Raw genomic sequence first — 15,331 nt, 5'->3', positions numbered from 1 at the left:
ATGGACGGGCGCGACAAGGCGTCGGCGGGCGATGCGTCCTCGACCTGCCTGACCCGGCGTCAGGCACTGGGGCGTTTTCTGCGTCATGCACGCGAGCGCCTGCGGCCTGAAGACTTGGGTTTGGCCGCCGGAGTGCGGCGTCGCACACCAGGCTTGCGGCGCGAAGAGGTGGCGCAGTTGTGCGATATCAGCACGACCTGGTACACCTGGATCGAGCAGGGGCGCGACGTCACCGTATCACCGGCTGTGTGCGCGCGCCTGGCGACGGTCCTTAAATTGGCCCGCGCCGAGCGGCATTACCTGTTTGAATTGGCCGATTGTGCCGACCCCGAGCATTGGCAGGGCGATATTCAGCCCTTGCCGCAGGGGCTGAGCGCGTGCGTGGACAGCATTGCTGCACCTGCGTATATTTTGGATCGCAGTTGGAACGTGCTGGCGCGCAACGAGGCTTTGCTGGAACTGTTTGATGGCTGGCCGGATCGCAGCGAACAGCCTAATTTGCTGCGCTACATTTTTTTGGACCCGGCCGCACGCGATCTGGTGGTTGGCTGGGAGCAACGCGCCAGCCGGGTGGTGGCCGAGTTTCGCGCTGATGTGGGCGCGCACGCCCAAGAAGCCGATTTGCAGGCTCTGATTTTGGAACTGACCCAGCAAAGTCAGGTATTTGCCTTCTGGTGGGGACGTCAGACCGTGGTCGAGCGCGAGGGTGGCTTGCGCGACTTTCGTCATCCGCGCCTGGGCGTGCGGCGTTTTCAGCAGTTTACCTTTAGGCTGGCCATACGGCCCGATTGCAAGCTGGTGATGCTGCTGGCCGACGATTCTGCGCCGATTTGATCAGCCGCCCGTACACCGGCTTGCCGCTCAGCGGCGTGCCTGTTTTTCTTGCAGAGCCTGCCCGTCGTTGGACGAGAGTCGTGCAAAGGACACGCTGGAAGCGGCCGTGATGACTCCCAGAACCAGAAAAGCCCACATGACATCCTGCGTGGTCAGCGTGTCGGAGGCGCGTAGCGCCATGCTGATGTTCAGCGTGACGGCCGCGCAGGCCACGCCCAGGCTGATCGCCAACTGCTGGGCCATCGCTGCGAAGCTGCTGGCGCGGCTCATGGCTTGCGAGTCCAGGTCGGCGTAGGTCAGGGCGTTGACGGCGGTGAACTGCAGGGAACGGAAAAAACCGCCGGCCGTCAGTACGGCGGCCATCAGCCAAAGCGGCGTGCTGGCCTGAAACAAAGCGCACAAGGCGATGAAAAACCCCGTTAGCCAGGCGTTGGCGATCAGTACCCGGCGAAAGCCGTAGCGCCGGATGATGGGCGGGGCAGCCAGTTTCATGACCAGCGCGCCTATGGCTCCGGTAAAGGTGATCAGTCCGGCCGCCAGGGCGCTCATGCCAAAGCTGGTTTGCAGCAGGATGGCCAGCAGAAAGGGCGAAGCACCCAGGGAAAAGCGGCACAGATTGCCGCCCAGCACGGAAATGGCGAAGGTTTTGGTGCGCAGCAGCGACAGGTCAATGATGGGATAGGCCGCCCGGCGGGCGTGCCAGATGTACCAGAGACCGGCCAGGATGCCGGCCAGGGTCAGCCAGCCCAGGGTGGGCCAGCTCAAGGTGCCGTGGCCGGCGTTTTCAAAACTGGTTACCAGCGCAGCCAGGCAGACGGCGCTCAGGATAAAGCCCAGCCAGTCCAGCGGCGTGCGCTCCGTAGGATAGTCTTCGCGTATGTACTTGAGCACCAGCAGGATACCTAGCGCGCCGACAGGGACATTGATCAGAAAGATCCAGTGCCAAGTGGCGTATGTCACGAGGAAGCCGCCGACCGGCGGGCCGATGATAGGGCCCATCAGGGCCGGCAAGGTCAGTACGGCCATGGCGCCTAGCAGTTGGTCTTTGGGCACGCGGCGCAGCAGTATGATGCGTCCGACCGGCACCATCATGGCACCGGCCATGCCCTGGACTATCCGCGCCAAGACCAGTTGCGGCAGACTTTGCGACAGGGCGCATGCAACAGAACTGACGGTAAAGAGTAAAATGGCGGCCAGAAAGACTTTGCGGGCTCCGAAGCGGTCGGCCGCCCAGCCGCTGACGGGCACGAATACCGCTACGGCCAGCAGATAGCTGGTGATGATAATGTTCATGCGGATCACGCTGGTGTCCAGCGACTGCGCCATGGTGGGCAGGGCGGTGGCCACCACGGTGGAGTCGAGCATTTGCATGAACAGCGCGCAGCCGACAATGTAGGGAATAATGCGCACGGCACGGCGCTCCTGGGGGGACATGGCCGCATCAGGGGCGGTTTCGGTCGTGGCAGGCGTCATGCAGCAAGCTCTCCGGCGTCCGGTGCAGTAAACTCGAACTTTTGATTGATCCAATTACTTTAGGCGTACAGGTATTATGGCAAAGAATTACGAATCGGAAATTACGCAGTTCATCAAACAATATAAAGATCAGTATCCCGATACCGATGCCCGCCAGCGCGAAGGCCGCCATCGTCTCTGGGACAAGCAGATCGACCAGGAACTGCAAGATGGCTACAAGGCCGGGCGCACGCCTCAGAAGCCGTACGTCTACTACGAAAACAACTGAACCAGACTGCCTGACCTGTGCCTGATATCGAGCCGGACCTCGTGCTGGACGAGCCGCAGGCCGACGCTGTTCTGGCGCGCCTGTACGGCGAGCCTTTGTTTGCCATCCCCCAGGATCTGTACATTCCGCCCGATGCGCTGGAAGTCTTTCTGGATGCGTTCGAGGGACCGCTGGATCTGTTGCTCTACCTGATCCGCAAGCAGAACTTTAACGTGCTGGATATTCCCATGGCTCAGGTCACGGGACAGTATCTATCGTACGTGGATCAGATCCGGGCGACCAATCTGGAGCTGGCCGGCGAATACCTGTTGATGGCGGCGTTGCTGATCGAGATCAAGTCGCGCATGTTGCTGCCGGTGCGCAAGGCCGACACCGGCGAAGAAGTCGAGGACCCGCGTGCCGAACTGGTGCGACGCCTGCTGGAATACGAGCGCATGAAGCTGGGCGCGCGCCGTCTGGACGATTTGCCCCTGCAAGGGCGCGACTATCTCTTGGCCGGTGCGCACGCCGAACTGGTGGTGGAAGAAATATTGCCCGAGGTGTGCGCCGACGATCTGCGCCAGGCCTGGCTGGGCATTCTCAAGCGCGCCAAACTGAATGCCAGCCATAAAATCACCCGCGAACAGTTGTCGGTTCGCGATCACATGAGCCAGATCTTGCGTCGCCTGCAGGATGTGCGTTTCATGGAATTTACCCAGCTTTTTTCCGAACGCCTGGATCAGGGCGATCCGGCGGCGGTGATCGTCGTGCATTTTCTGGCCATGCTGGAGCTGGCGCGCGAGTCATTGCTTGAAATCACGCAGGCCGAGCCCTATGCTCCCATTTACCTGCGCCTGACTTATATCCGGGCCTAGGGGCGTTTGGCCGGTCTTATTCCGTAGCGGAGAATTTTTTTGAAAGTCGTCCACAATATCCAAGAACTGCGCGATCAGCTGCAAGGCCAGACACGCGTGGCATTCGTGCCGACCATGGGCAATCTGCACCAGGCGCACTTGTCCCTGATGAAGCTGGCGCGCCAGCATGGCGATCCGGTGGTTGCCAGCATTTTCGTCAATCGCCTGCAGTTTGGCCCCAACGAAGATTTTGACCGCTATCCGCGCACCTTGCAGGATGATGTGGCCAAGATGGAGCAGGGGCGCGATGTCTACGTGCTGTTTGCGCCGTCGGAAAAAGAAATGTATCCAGAGCCGCAGAACTTTCGCGTCAGCCCCCCCGATCACCTGGGCCGCATCCTGGAAGGGCATTTCCGTCCGGACTTCTTTGAAGGCGTGTGTACGGTGGTGCTCAAGCTGTTTTCCTGTGTGCAGCCGCGTGTGGCCGTATTTGGCAAGAAGGACTACCAGCAACTGATGGTCGTGCGCCAAATGGTGCGCCAGTTTCAGCTGCCGGTAGAGATTCTGGCACACGAGACGGTGCGCGAGGATGATGGTCTGGCCATGTCATCGCGCAATCGCTATCTGTCCGACAGCGAACGGGCCGAAGCACCGCAGCTGTATCAGGCGTTGCAGGAAATGGCGCGGCAATTGCAGCAAGGCGATAGCCGTGAGCAGATCGAGGCACGGGCTACCCGTACGCTGGCTGAACGCGGTTGGCAGGTGGACTATATGGCCCTGCGTCGCCAGTCGGACTTGCTGGAGCCGACCGAAGAACAGATCTTGGCCGGCGAGCCGCTGGTTGCCTTGGCTGCGGCCAAATTAGGCGCTACCCGCCTGATCGACAACCTGGAAATGACAAAAGCCTGATTTCGGCGCGCAGACGCCCGAATGACGCACAGCACGGCTTGGTCCGTGCTTTTTTTTGGTTCTTCGAAGCATTCCGGGAGTCAATTTACTCATTCGATGAGGAACGGGCTGTTTGAAGACGCCATTCAAGGCGCAGCACCGTCCGAGCATGCCGCGCCTTGAATGGCTCAAAACACAGGCGACATAGTCCCGGCGATATGCCTTCATGCCGAACAAGAAATTATGTGGGTGGCTGATACCTTGTACGGTGTATACGGACATCCCGCCGTTTGGGTCGTGCACCGCGGTGCCGTTCTCGCCAGGCCGGCCTTAGCGGGACGGCGGGCGAGTCAGGGCCTTCGCCGCAGGCGGGATACTGGGGCGGGAGGCAAGGGGCGTGCTGTTCGAGCAGGGTGTTTGTGATTCGTCCAGTGGACGAATCACCCTGCGAGTTCACGCCCCGCCCGCCCCGGTATTCTGACCAGGGAACCCGCGCGCAGCGCGGGCGAAGGACCCAGCCAAGCCGGATCGCTAAGGCCGGTCTGGCGAGAACCCGAATTTCTGTCTGTTTGACCCAAACGACCAACCCAATACAAAGGAATCCCGGTATATAGCGAAGAACCTATTTTTGCTCTTGATATTCAGAGGATTTGTTCGGAATGATGGCGGTAGCAGGGAGGCGATGCTTGTGAAACCAGGAGGTCGGCCGATGCGCCTATGTCAGGCAGGGACAATAAGGTAGATTAGGCATGTGACAAAGTCATCCTGTCAAAGCTAACAGTCGCCAGCTTGTTGCATAGAATGACAAACTATGTGTCCTAGCTAATGTTTAATGGATCGGATGGTTTCTTCGTCCGGTGTCTAAATCGTGAGCCTGATATGGTGTTGAATGGTCATCTTCCCGCTTCCGTCCTTTTTGACAGTCTGACGCCGCGTGAGCGCGATGTATTGTCGTACATCGCCATCGGCAAGGCGAATAAGGTCATTGCCGCCGAACTGGCGATTTCACAGCGCACGGTAGAAGCACACCGGGCGCGTGTTTTTCAGAAGTTGCGGGTGCGCAATGCGGTAGAGCTGACTCGTTTTGTCTTTAGCGAACCGGATTTGCTGGATGTGCTGCCGCCCAGGGTCATGGGCGGCAGTGCTTGCCAGGTGGCTTAGCGGCAGGCCGGAACGGGTTTGCCGTCCAGTTCTGCAATAGGATCTATGTCGGCCTGGCGGGTCAGCCGGCTTTCCAGGGTCGGACGCTGCTGATTGAAGGTATTGATACGCAGTACGTTGCCATTTAGAAAGCTCAGGTCTGCCATCGTGCTGTCTTTGTCGGTCAGCAAGGCGATGCGGGTTGGTTGCGCCCCGATAGGAACCCAGCAACCGCCCGCGCTGTGTGTCTGGCCACCGCCCAGTGATTCGGTGCGCAAGCGCCATTGGCCTGCCGGTGCCAGGGTCAGGCTGATCTTGGAAGGCGTGCAGGCACCGCTCTGGGGGGGGCAAGACAAGGTGCCCAGAAAGGTTTTGGGTTCGGCCAGTTCGGCGATGGCATTGCCCAGCGGTGCGGCTTCTTGCGTGGGTTGGGCTGGTTCGACGGCACGCACGCCTTCCTGGTCGCCAAATCCCAGCGAAATCTGGGAAGGGGCGCGTGCTGTGTCCCGGCCCTGGGCGTTGCGCAGGGCGTCTTGCTGTGTGGAGCCACGGCCTTGGTTGGCATCTGGCTGGGACGGAGTCTGGGCGCAGGCGGCCAGCAGGGCGACCAGCACCAGGGAAAGAGGACGCAGGGACGAGATCTTCTGAGCAAGCATGGCGCAATTCCGTGAAGAGGGATAGTGCGATTCTACGCGAGACCGTAGCAGCATGACAGCGCCTTTGAGGCAACCGGGGTGGTTCCTGGGACTGGGCGTTCATACAGGATAGAAGGAACGCCTGCCCTGCGTTACAGTTTCATTTTTGACGGGCGGGCGGAACATGCTGACGATAGGGCTGACGGGCGGTATAGGGTCGGGCAAAAGCCGGGTGGCGGATTTTTTCCAGGCCTGGGGGGCGGCGGTGGTAGATACCGATGTCATCGCCCATCAGCTGACGGCACCGGGCGGGCAGGCCATAGAACCCATACGGCAGGCGTTTGGTCACGAGTTCATTGCGCCGGACGGTGCCATGGACCGCGAGCGGATGCGCACCCGTGTTTTTCAGGATGCCCAGGCACGCCGTCGTCTTGAAGAAATCGTCCACCCTTTGATCTTCGCTGTAACAAAAGCACAGACCTTGGCGGCTAAGGGATGTTATCTTGTGGTGGTTGTGCCTTTGCTGGTGGAATCCGGACGTTGGCGGGACCGGGTCGATCGCATCTGTGTTGTGGATTGCGATACGGCTACGCAGGTGCGCCGCGTTCAGCAGCGCAGCGGACTGTCGGTCGCCACGATTGAGCGTATCATGGCCGCTCAGGCTTCGCGCCAGCAGCGGCTCGCGCTGGCTGACGATATTGTCCTTAATGACGGGGACACAACGCTGCCGCTCCTGGAGCAACGTGCCCGGGCTGTACATCAAGCCTGGTGCGCTTTGTCTGGTTGAGCGCAGGTCTGCCCCCGGCCCAAGCAGTCAATTAAAGGTTTCTAAACGCGTGACTCTATACGAATACCCATGCAACGAGCGTGTCAGGGCTTTGCTCCGGGTCGAGTACCTGTTCGAGCGGCTGTTTCACTTCGCCCGCAGCCTGGATGCGCATTCTCATCAGATCGCTGTGGCGACGCTGTTTGATCTGCTGGACATCTCCGATCGGACCGATCTGCGTTCTGCCGTCCTTCAGGATCTGGAGCGCCAGCGGATCGCGCTGGCTGCCCTGCGCGAACACCCCGGCGTGCAACTGCAGGCGCTGGACAATATGCTGGACGAAATCAACGGTGCCGCCGCCGATCTGTCTGCCCAGGGACGCGTGGGCCAGGGTCTGCGCGAGAACGAATGGCTCAGCAGCCTGCGCGGACGTGTCGCTGTGCCGGGCGGTACGTCCCAGGTGGATTTGCCGTCGTACTATTCCTGGCAGCAGCGGCCCGATGCCGAGCGTGTCGAGGATATCCGGCTCTGGTCCGAGCCATTTACCCCCCTTTATCAGGGTTTGGCGCTTATTTTGCGGCTTTTGCGTCAGTCGGGGGATGCCATCAACCAAGTGGCGCGCGAAGGCTCCTACCAGGAAATGCTGGCGGGCAAGTCATTTCAACTGCTGCGGGTCTGGGTGGATGCAGGTGCGCGCATTTACCCCGAAATGAGCGCCAACCGTTATGTGGTCTGGGTGCGTTTTGTGCAGCAGGACAATCAACTTAAGCCCCAGCCGGTGACGGCCGATATCCCTTTTCGTCTGGCGCGTTGCAATTTCGGCTGAACGGCTTCGTTCATATCAGGTTCATATAGCGAAATTTATACTGGCCCGGGCAGGCGCGCTTTATGGCGCGCCTGTTGCACATAGGCTGCGCCTGAATGTTTGAGCTTGTTTCGCATCGGCGCTGCGATGGAGAATATCGTGCGCACGCAGGCGTGCCCTCCAAGGGCCTGGACTGCGGTCTGTTAAACGCTGATTTTGACGCTGTGCGCAGACAATCTAGTTTTAGCCGGGAGCTTACATGTCGGAGTTCAATGCAGGCAGGGGCCGCAAGTCCCGGTCGTTCTATGTCTGGTGGGGGCTGGGTGTGCTGGCCGCGGGCCTGGCTTATTACATGCTGACCCCGGACTCGACGGCCACCGACCAAGAATCGGGTCGAGCGCGCGGCATGCTGGGAGCCGGCAAAGTCCCTGTGCGGGCCGTAACGGTGCAGCCAGGACTCATCGATCAGACGCTGACGGCGATTGCAACGGTCAAGCCGTTGCAAACGGTGGCGGTCCGGGGCGAAGTTGACGGCGTGCTTGAGCGTGTCTATTTCAACGATGGCCAAAGCGTGCAGGCTGGCGATGTGCTGGCCCAGATCGATCCGCGTACCTATCAGGTGCAACTGGATCAGGCGCGTGGGCAACTGTTGCAGAGTCAGGCCCAACTGAAAGGGGCCCAGCAGGAGCTGCAGCGGCATCGCGTGTTGTTTCAACAGAATTCGGTGTCGCGTCAGGCGTTGGAAACTAAGCAGACGGCCGTGCAGCAATTGCAGGCGCAGGTCGTATCCCAGCAGGCGGAGGTGGCGCGCACTCAGTTGCAGCTGGATCGTACCCGCATTACCGCGCCTTTGACGGGGCGCTTGGGCTTGGGCAAGCTGGATCAGGGTAATCTGATTTCCGCAGCGAACACGGACGGCATGGTGATTATTACTCAGGTCGATCCGATCGGGGTGGAGTTCTCTTTGCCGCAGAACCAGTTGACGGCTTTAGTCCAGGCGATGCGCCAGAGTCAGCAGCCGCTGCGCGTGGAGGTCACCGGCAGCGACGGACAGGTGTTGTCGGACAAAGGGCGGTTGCAGGCGCTGGACAATCAGATAGATGTGGCCACGGGCACCTTGCGTGTCAAAGCCGAATTCGATAACCCCGACGAGCATCTGTTTCCCAATCAATTCGTCAATGCACGCGTGTATTTGGGCCAGCAGCAAGGACTGCTGATTCCATCTTATGCCGTGCAGCGCGGCTCGGTGGGTACGTATGTATATACGCTGAATGCGGATGACAAGGTGCATATACAGCCGGTGGAGCTGGGCACGGCGTCGTTGGACCAAACCTTGGTCGTGTCGGGGCTGAATGCGGGTGATCGTATTGTGGTGGAAGGCACGGACCGCCTGCGTGAAGGGTCTGTGGTCGAGGTCATGGAGAATGGCGAAAAAGTTCGGGCAGCCGGGGCACAGCACAAAGGCAGCGGCCCTGATGACGAACTCGAGGACGACTAAAGCGTGAGCATGTCCCGCCTTTTCATATTGCGCCCGGTGGCCACTACGCTGGCGATGGTGGCATTGTTGGTGGCCGGTTTGCTGGGGTACCGCATGCTGCCCGTGGCCGCGTTGCCCCAGGTCGATTACCCCACGATCCAGGTTGTGACCTTATATCCGGGAGCCAGCCCGGATGTGGTGGCGGCCCTGGTTACATCGCCGCTGGAGCGGCGTTTCGGCAGCATGTCCGGTCTGTCGCAGATGATTTCGTCCAGTTCGGGGGGGGCGTCGCGCATTACCTTGCAGTTTGAATTGGGCTTGTCCTTGGATGTGGCCGAGCAGGAAGTGCAGGCGGCGATCAATGCAGCCTCGACCATGTTGCCTAACGACCTGCCGGCACCGCCCATCTACAACAAGGTCAATCCGGCTGACACACCGGTTATTTCCTTGGCGGTCACTTCTCCGAACATGCCGTTGCACGAAGTGCGCGATCTGATCGATGTGCGTGTTGCGCAAAAGCTGTCTCAGGTCAATGGAGTGGGTCTGGTCAGCATTGCAGGCGGTCAGCAGCCGGCCGTGCGCATCCAGGCCGATCCGTCTGCGCTGGCAGCCCGCAACCTGACGCTGGCCAGCGTCCGGCAGGCGATTGTCGCTGCGAACGTCAACCAACCCAAAGGCAATCTGGATGGGCCGCAGCGCTCGACCAGCATCAGCGCGAACGAACAATTGCAGTCGGTGCGCGATTACGAAAATCTGATCATTGCTTATCAGAACGATGCCGCCGTACGGTTGGGCGAAGTGGCAACGGTCGTGCGCGATGCCCAGGACGTGCGCCAGGCGGCCTGGGTGGGGACCGATCCGGCTATCTTGTTGAATATCCAGCGTCAGCCCGGTGCCAATGTCATCGATGTGGTCGACCGCATTCAGGATCTGCTGCCCGAGATACGGCAATCCTTGCCGGTCGGGGTGGACGTGACGGTCGCCACAGACCGGACCCAGACCATCCGCGATTCGGTCGATCATGTTCAGAAAGAAATGTTGCTGGCCATCGCCCTGGTGGTGCTGGTGACGTTTGTATTTCTGCGTACCTGGACGGCGACCATTATTCCCAGCGTGGTTGTGCCTATTTCCCTGATCGGTACGTTTGCGATCATGTTTTTATGTGGCTTTAGCGTTAACAACCTGACGTTGATGGCGTTGACGATTGCCACGGGCTTTGTGGTGGACGACGCCATCGTCATGATCGAGAACATTGCCCGGTATATCGAAAAGGGCGAGAGCGCCATGCAGGCAGCCCTGAAAGGCGCGGCGCAGATTGGTTTTACCTTGCTGTCCCTGACCATTTCCTTGATTGCCGTGTTGATCCCGCTGCTGTTCATGAGCGATGTGATCGGGCGCTTGTTCAGCGAGTTCGCCATTACGCTGGCCGTGGCCATTTTGTTGTCACTGTTTATATCGCTGACGCTCACGCCCATGATGTGCGCGCGTATGCTCACGCCCAGCGCGCAGCAAAAACATGGACGCTTTACGACCTGGGCCGGCGTGCAGATGGATAGGTTGATTCAGGCTTACGACAAGGGCCTGGTGCTGGTGTTGCGGCATCAGACGCTGACCTTGTTGGTGGCGCTGGGAACGGTCGTGCTGACTGCCTTGCTGTACCTGATGGTGCCCAAGGGATTTTTTCCCCAGCAGGATACCGGCTTGATTCAGGTAATCACCCAAGGGCCGCAGACCGCGTCTTTTCGCTCCATGAGCCGTTTGCAGCAAGAAGCCGCCGCCATAGTGCTGCAGGACCCGGATGTGCAGACGGTTACTTCGTTTATCGGTGTAGATGGAACGAATGCCACGTTGAACAACGGCCGTATGCAGATTGCGCTTAAACCACAGAGCAGCGGCCGGGCCTCGGCCAACGAAATCATGGAGCGGCTGGACGAACGCCTGGCGGGGATACCTGGCCTGACGTCTTACCAGCAGTCCATTCAGGAGCTGACGGTTGATGATCAGATCAGCCGCAATGTGTATCAACTGGCTCTGTCCGATCCCGACCCGCAGATTCTGAACGAGTGGATGCCTAAGTGGCTGGAGGCGGTGCGTGCCTTGCCTCAGATTAAGGAAGCGTCCACCAGCCTGCAGAACGATGGCCTGCAGGTACTGCTGGATATAGATCGCGATGCGGCGGCTCGGGTAGGCGTGACCAAGGCGGCAATCGACGATGCCTTATACGATGCGTTCGGGCAGCGGCTGATTTCCACCATCTACACGCAGTCGGCTCAGTACCGCGTCGTGCTGGAAGTCAAGGAACAGGCCCGCCAGAGTCCGCAGAATCTGGAACACATATATGTGGCGACCAGCGCGGGCAATATGGTGCCGGTGACCTCCCTGGCTCGCGTCCAATTGTTGCCGGGCGCGCTGTCGGTAGAGCGTCTGGGCCAGTTCCCGGCCGTGAATGCATCCTTTGATCTGGCCCCCGGCCATTCCTTGTCCGATGCGGTTCAGGCCATTGAAGCCGTAGGCGCGCAGATCGGTATGCCCGATTCGGTAGACTTGCGCTATCTGGGCGCGGCCAAGGCTTTTAATGCGTCGCTGTCCAGTACGCTGTGGCTGATGCTGGCTGCCGTGCTGACGATGTACATCGTGCTGGGGATTTTGTACGAAAGCTATATCCATCCCGTTACCATTCTGTCCACGCTGCCGTCGGCCGCCATCGGTGCCTTGCTGGCTCTGCTGCTGGCCGGGCGGGACCTGGACATGGTAGGCGTCATCGGCATTATTTTGCTGATCGGCATCGTCAAGAAAAACGCCATCATGATGATTGATTTCGCCCTGGAGGCCCAGCGCGAGCAGGGCTTGACGCCGCGTCAGGCGATTCACCAGGCGGCGCTGCTGCGTTTTAGGCCGATTCTGATGACGACGCTGGCCGCCTTGTTCAGTGCCATTCCGTTGATGTTCGCCACCGGCTCGGGCGCGGAGCTGCGCCAGCCGCTGGGCCTGGTCATGGTGGGTGGCCTGCTGGCCAGCCAGGTGCTGACTTTGTTCACGACGCCTGTGATCTACCTGTTCTTCGACCGTTTCACTCGCCGCAGCGGCGCGCGTGGGCAGGCATGAAGCGTTTGCTGGGTTTATTCATTTTCCGACCAGTAGGCTCCAGCCTGCTGGCACTGGCCATGGTGCTGGTGGGGGCGCTGTCTTTGCGGCTGTTGCCGGTGGCTCCCTTGCCGGAAATGGAATTTCCTATGATTGCGGTCACGGCCAGCTTGCCTGGAGCCAGTCCGGAGACGATGGCCTCCAGCGTGGCGACACCGCTGGAGCAGGCGCTGGGCTCGATTGCCGGTATTAGCGAGATGAGCTCACGCAGCAACGAAGGCTCGACCCAGATCATTTTGGTGTTCGAGTTGGAGCGCAGTATCGAGAGTGCGGCCCGCGATGTGCAGGCGGCTATCAATCAGGCGCGGCCCATGTTGCCTTCGGGCATGTCCAATGTGCCGACCTACGAAAAGGTCAACCCTTCGTCCATGCCGGTCATGGTGCTGGCGCTGACCTCACCCACCGCGACCCAGGCGCAACTCTACGATATGGCCAGCGGTATCGTGCAGCAGAAGCTGGCGCAGATCCCAGGGGTGGGTTCGGTGGAGGTGGGCGGTGGTTCGCTGCCGGCCGTGCGTGTCGGCCTTAACCCCCAGGCTCTGGCATCGGCGGGCATTGCGCTGGATGATGTGCGCACTGTCATCAACAACGCCAACAGTCTGCGGCCCAATGGCTATCTGGATAACGCCCAGGAACAATGGCAACTGAGCTCGGGCAAGCAGTACAACCAGGCCCGGCTGTTTGAGCCCCTGGTCCTCAAGACCCAGGACGGGCAGGTGATACGCCTTGGCGATGTGGCCAAGGTTGAAGATTCGGTCGAGGACATACACAGTCTTGGCTATCTGAACGATCAGCCGGCGGTGTTGTTGATTGTGCGCCGTCAGGCGGGGGCCAACATCATCGAGACGGTCAATACCATACGCGAACGCCTTGCAGACATCGAAGACATGCTGCCCAGCCAGGCGCACCTGTCGGTGGCGCAGGACCGCACGCCCAGCATACGGGCCACACTGGAGGAGGCGCAGCTGACGCTGATTATCGCCGTGGCCCTGGTCGTGCTGGTGGTCTTGCTGTTTCTGCGCAATTGGCGCGCTGCCCTGATACCGGCCATCGCCGTGCCGGCGTCGCTGATCAGCACGTTTGCGCTGATGTATCTGTTTGGATTTACGCTCAACACCATTTCACTGATGGCCTTGATTGTGGCCACCGGTTTTGTGGTGGATGATGCCATCGTCGTTCTCGAGAGCATCATGCGCTACCTGGAGAAGGGACTGTCGCCCATGCGGGCGGCGTTGCGCGGCACGCGCGAGGTGGGGTTTACCGTTACGGCCATGAGCCTGTCTCTGGTCGCGGTATTCATTCCTTTGTGGTTGATCGGTGGACTGGCGGGCCGCCTGTTCATGGAGTTTGCCGTGACCTTGTGCACGGCGGTGCTGGTGTCGCTGATCATCTCTCTGGTAGTCACGCCCATGATGTCGGCCCGTTTGCTGCGTCCCGGACCTCAGCATGGACAGGTCCGCAATCCGATCAGCCGTTTTCTGGGTTGGGTGGGACGGGTCAGTTGGCTCGGCTATCGGCGTTCGCTGGAGTGGGCCTTGAGGCATCACCGGCTGATGTTGTTTTCGCTGTTTGCCACGATAGGTTTGAATGTCTATTTGTATGCCGTGGTGCCCAAAGGTTTGTTTCCGCAGCAGGATACCGGTCAGTTGATGGGTTTTTTTCGTGTGGACCGGGGCACCTCCTTTCAGGCCATGGAACCCAAGCTGGAACATTTCCGCTCCATTCTGAATCAGGACCCGGATATTCAATCGGTGGCTGTGTTTGCGGGCGGACGCGGCGGAAGCACCTCCTCATTCATTCTGGTCGAACTTAAACCCCTGGACCAGCGCGGTGCCAGCGCGACTGATGTGGTCAACCGTTTGCGTGTGCCGCTGGGCACGACACCGGGCGCGCGCATGTTCATGGTGCCGCAGCAGGATATTCCGGTGGGGGGAGGCGGGGGTTCTCGTTCGGGGTCGTACGATTATTCCTTGTTGGGCAGCGACCTGGATCTGCTCAAGACCTGGGTGCCTAAAGTCCAGCAGGCCATGGCCGAATTGCCCGAGCTGGTGGATGTGGATACCAGCACCGATGACAAGGCCGGGCAGGTGCGGCTGGCCATCGACCGTGATCGGGCCACCCGTCTGGGTGTGGACATGGCCCTGGTCGCCAGTACCTTGAACAATTCCTTCAGCCAGCGGCAGGTATCCACGATTTACGGACGGCTGAATCAGTACAGTGTGGTCATGGAGGTAGAAAAACGCTTTGCCCAGGATCTGCAGTCGCTACAGGAAATCGAGGTCGTAGCGCGGGACGGCAAACGTGTGCCTTTGTCGGCCTTTACGACGTTTACCAGCGGCACCACGCCGCGCGGCATCAACCATATAGGTTTGTTGGTGGCGGAGTCCGTATCTTTCGGTTTGGCAGAAGGCGTGACGCTGAGTCAGGCACGGGCCGCGATCGACCAGGCGATGGCGCGAATCCAGTTGCCGACACGCGAGATTCAGGCCGGTTTCGAGGGCAATACTGCCCAGATGCTCGACTCCATCGCCAAGCAACCCTTGATGTTTCTGGCAGCACTGGTCGCTTTGTACATTGTGCTGGGCATGCTGTACGAAAGCTATATGCACCCGTTGACGATCTTGTCTACTTTGCCTTCTGCCGGTATCGGTGCTTTGCTGGCCCTGATGATGACCAGCGGCGAGTTCAACCTGATCGCCATGATCGGCGTTTTTCTGTTGATCGGCATCGTCAAGAAAAATGCCATCATGATGGTCGATTATGCCTTGCAGATGGAGCGCGAACGCGGTCTGGACTCGCGTCAGGCCATTTACGAAGCCTGCCTGGTGCGTTTCCGGCCCATCATGATGACCACCTTGTCGGCTATTTTTGGCGCTATTCCGCTGGTATTGGCCTCGGGGCCGGGCGTGGAGATGCGTCAGCCCTTGGGGGTGACCATCGTCGGTGGTCTGGTGCTCAGTCAGATCCTGACGCTTTACACCACGCCAGTGGTCTATCTGTACCTGGACCGCTTGCGCCATCGTTTTTCGCGCCGTGCGCGCCGTACTATCTTGAATGAGCAGAGCTGA

The 15,331-nt window shown here is 59.9% G+C and carries 12 protein-coding genes; 10 read left to right on the top strand and 2 right to left on the bottom strand.

The genetic code is table 11. From position 1 onward, the window contains the following. A complete protein-coding gene (locus AADW57_RS15620) occupies positions 1-834 on the top strand; it encodes a helix-turn-helix transcriptional regulator (RefSeq protein ID WP_341667806.1) in 834 nt (277 codons plus the stop codon). 27 nt (positions 835-861) lie between these two features. On the opposite strand, the gene AADW57_RS15615 is transcribed toward AADW57_RS15620, so the two are convergent. Further along, the gene (locus tag AADW57_RS15615; protein ID WP_341669720.1) at positions 862-2,268 is read right to left on the bottom strand and encodes a DHA2 family efflux MFS transporter permease subunit; all 1,407 of its coding nucleotides are present in this window, start codon (positions 2,266-2,268) and stop codon (positions 862-864) included. A 115-nt stretch (positions 2,269-2,383) separates the two neighbouring features. Between AADW57_RS15615 and AADW57_RS15610 the strand changes: the two genes are divergently transcribed. The 4 genes from AADW57_RS15610 (at position 2,384) to AADW57_RS15595 (ending at position 5,457) form a co-directional block, all read left to right on the top strand. Beyond that, positions 2,384-2,575 (top strand): DUF3460 family protein, encoded by a 192-nt coding sequence (locus tag AADW57_RS15610; protein WP_341667805.1) that lies wholly within the window; start codon positions 2,384-2,386, stop codon positions 2,573-2,575. A 17-nt stretch (positions 2,576-2,592) separates the two neighbouring features. Beyond that, a complete protein-coding gene (locus tag AADW57_RS15605; protein ID WP_341667804.1) occupies positions 2,593-3,429 on the top strand; it encodes a segregation and condensation protein A in 837 nt (278 codons plus the stop codon). 39 nt (positions 3,430-3,468) lie between these two features. Next, the gene (gene panC, locus AADW57_RS15600) at positions 3,469-4,317 is read left to right on the top strand and encodes a pantoate--beta-alanine ligase (RefSeq protein ID WP_341667803.1); all 849 of its coding nucleotides are present in this window, start codon (positions 3,469-3,471) and stop codon (positions 4,315-4,317) included. An 858-nt stretch (positions 4,318-5,175) separates the two neighbouring features. After that, positions 5,176-5,457, top strand: a complete 282-nt coding sequence (locus AADW57_RS15595; RefSeq protein ID WP_341667802.1) for a response regulator transcription factor — start codon at positions 5,176-5,178, stop codon at positions 5,455-5,457. On the opposite strand, the gene AADW57_RS15590 is transcribed toward AADW57_RS15595, so the two are convergent. Beyond that, positions 5,454-6,092 carry a hypothetical protein gene (locus AADW57_RS15590; protein WP_341667801.1) on the bottom strand — a complete coding sequence of 213 codons (639 nt, stop codon included), beginning with the start codon at positions 6,090-6,092 and terminating at the stop codon, positions 5,454-5,456. The genes AADW57_RS15595 and AADW57_RS15590 overlap by 4 nt on opposite strands. Positions 6,093-6,255: 163 nt before the next feature. Between AADW57_RS15590 and coaE the strand changes: the two genes are divergently transcribed. From coaE to AADW57_RS15565, 5 genes are all read left to right on the top strand, one after another. Further along, positions 6,256-6,858 carry a dephospho-CoA kinase gene (gene coaE / locus AADW57_RS15585; RefSeq protein WP_341667800.1) on the top strand — a complete coding sequence of 201 codons (603 nt, stop codon included), beginning with the start codon at positions 6,256-6,258 and terminating at the stop codon, positions 6,856-6,858. A gap of 49 nt (positions 6,859-6,907) precedes the next feature. Next, the gene (gene zapD, locus AADW57_RS15580) at positions 6,908-7,663 is read left to right on the top strand and encodes a cell division protein ZapD (protein ID WP_341667799.1); all 756 of its coding nucleotides are present in this window, start codon (positions 6,908-6,910) and stop codon (positions 7,661-7,663) included. Positions 7,664-7,901: 238 nt separating this feature from the next. Then, the gene (locus AADW57_RS15575) at positions 7,902-9,140 is read left to right on the top strand and encodes an efflux RND transporter periplasmic adaptor subunit (protein ID WP_341667798.1); all 1,239 of its coding nucleotides are present in this window, start codon (positions 7,902-7,904) and stop codon (positions 9,138-9,140) included. Positions 9,141-9,143: 3 nt separating this feature from the next. Then, positions 9,144-12,224, top strand: a complete 3,081-nt coding sequence (locus AADW57_RS15570; RefSeq protein WP_341667797.1) for a multidrug efflux RND transporter permease subunit — start codon at positions 9,144-9,146, stop codon at positions 12,222-12,224. Beyond that, positions 12,221-15,331, top strand: coding sequence for an efflux RND transporter permease subunit (locus AADW57_RS15565; RefSeq protein ID WP_341667796.1), 3,111 nt, complete (start codon positions 12,221-12,223; stop codon positions 15,329-15,331). Before AADW57_RS15570 ends, AADW57_RS15565 begins: the two co-directional genes overlap by 4 nt.

Origin of the sequence: Alcaligenes sp. SDU_A2 (assembly GCF_038237375.1) — a bacterium.
Lineage (GTDB): Bacteria > Pseudomonadota > Gammaproteobacteria > Burkholderiales > Burkholderiaceae_B > Alcaligenes.
This window is presented reverse-complemented; position numbering and strand designations above follow the sequence as displayed.

Excerpts from the sequence above, each read along its gene's own strand:
- AADW57_RS15620 (WP_341667806.1), top strand. The coding sequence starts at position 1 with ATGGACGGGCGCGACAAGGCGTCGGCGGGCGATGCGTCCTCGACCTGC.
- AADW57_RS15615 (WP_341669720.1), bottom strand. The coding sequence starts at position 2,268 with ATGTCCCCCCAGGAGCGCCGTGCCGTGCGCATTATTCCCTACATTGTC.
- AADW57_RS15610 (WP_341667805.1), top strand. The coding sequence starts at position 2,384 with ATGGCAAAGAATTACGAATCGGAAATTACGCAGTTCATCAAACAATAT.
- AADW57_RS15595 (WP_341667802.1), top strand. The coding sequence starts at position 5,176 with ATGGTGTTGAATGGTCATCTTCCCGCTTCCGTCCTTTTTGACAGTCTG.
- AADW57_RS15590 (WP_341667801.1), bottom strand. The coding sequence starts at position 6,092 with ATGCTTGCTCAGAAGATCTCGTCCCTGCGTCCTCTTTCCCTGGTGCTG.
- coaE (WP_341667800.1), top strand. The coding sequence starts at position 6,256 with ATGCTGACGATAGGGCTGACGGGCGGTATAGGGTCGGGCAAAAGCCGG.
- AADW57_RS15575 (WP_341667798.1), top strand. The coding sequence starts at position 7,902 with ATGTCGGAGTTCAATGCAGGCAGGGGCCGCAAGTCCCGGTCGTTCTAT.
- AADW57_RS15565 (WP_341667796.1), top strand. The coding sequence starts at position 12,221 with ATGAAGCGTTTGCTGGGTTTATTCATTTTCCGACCAGTAGGCTCCAGC.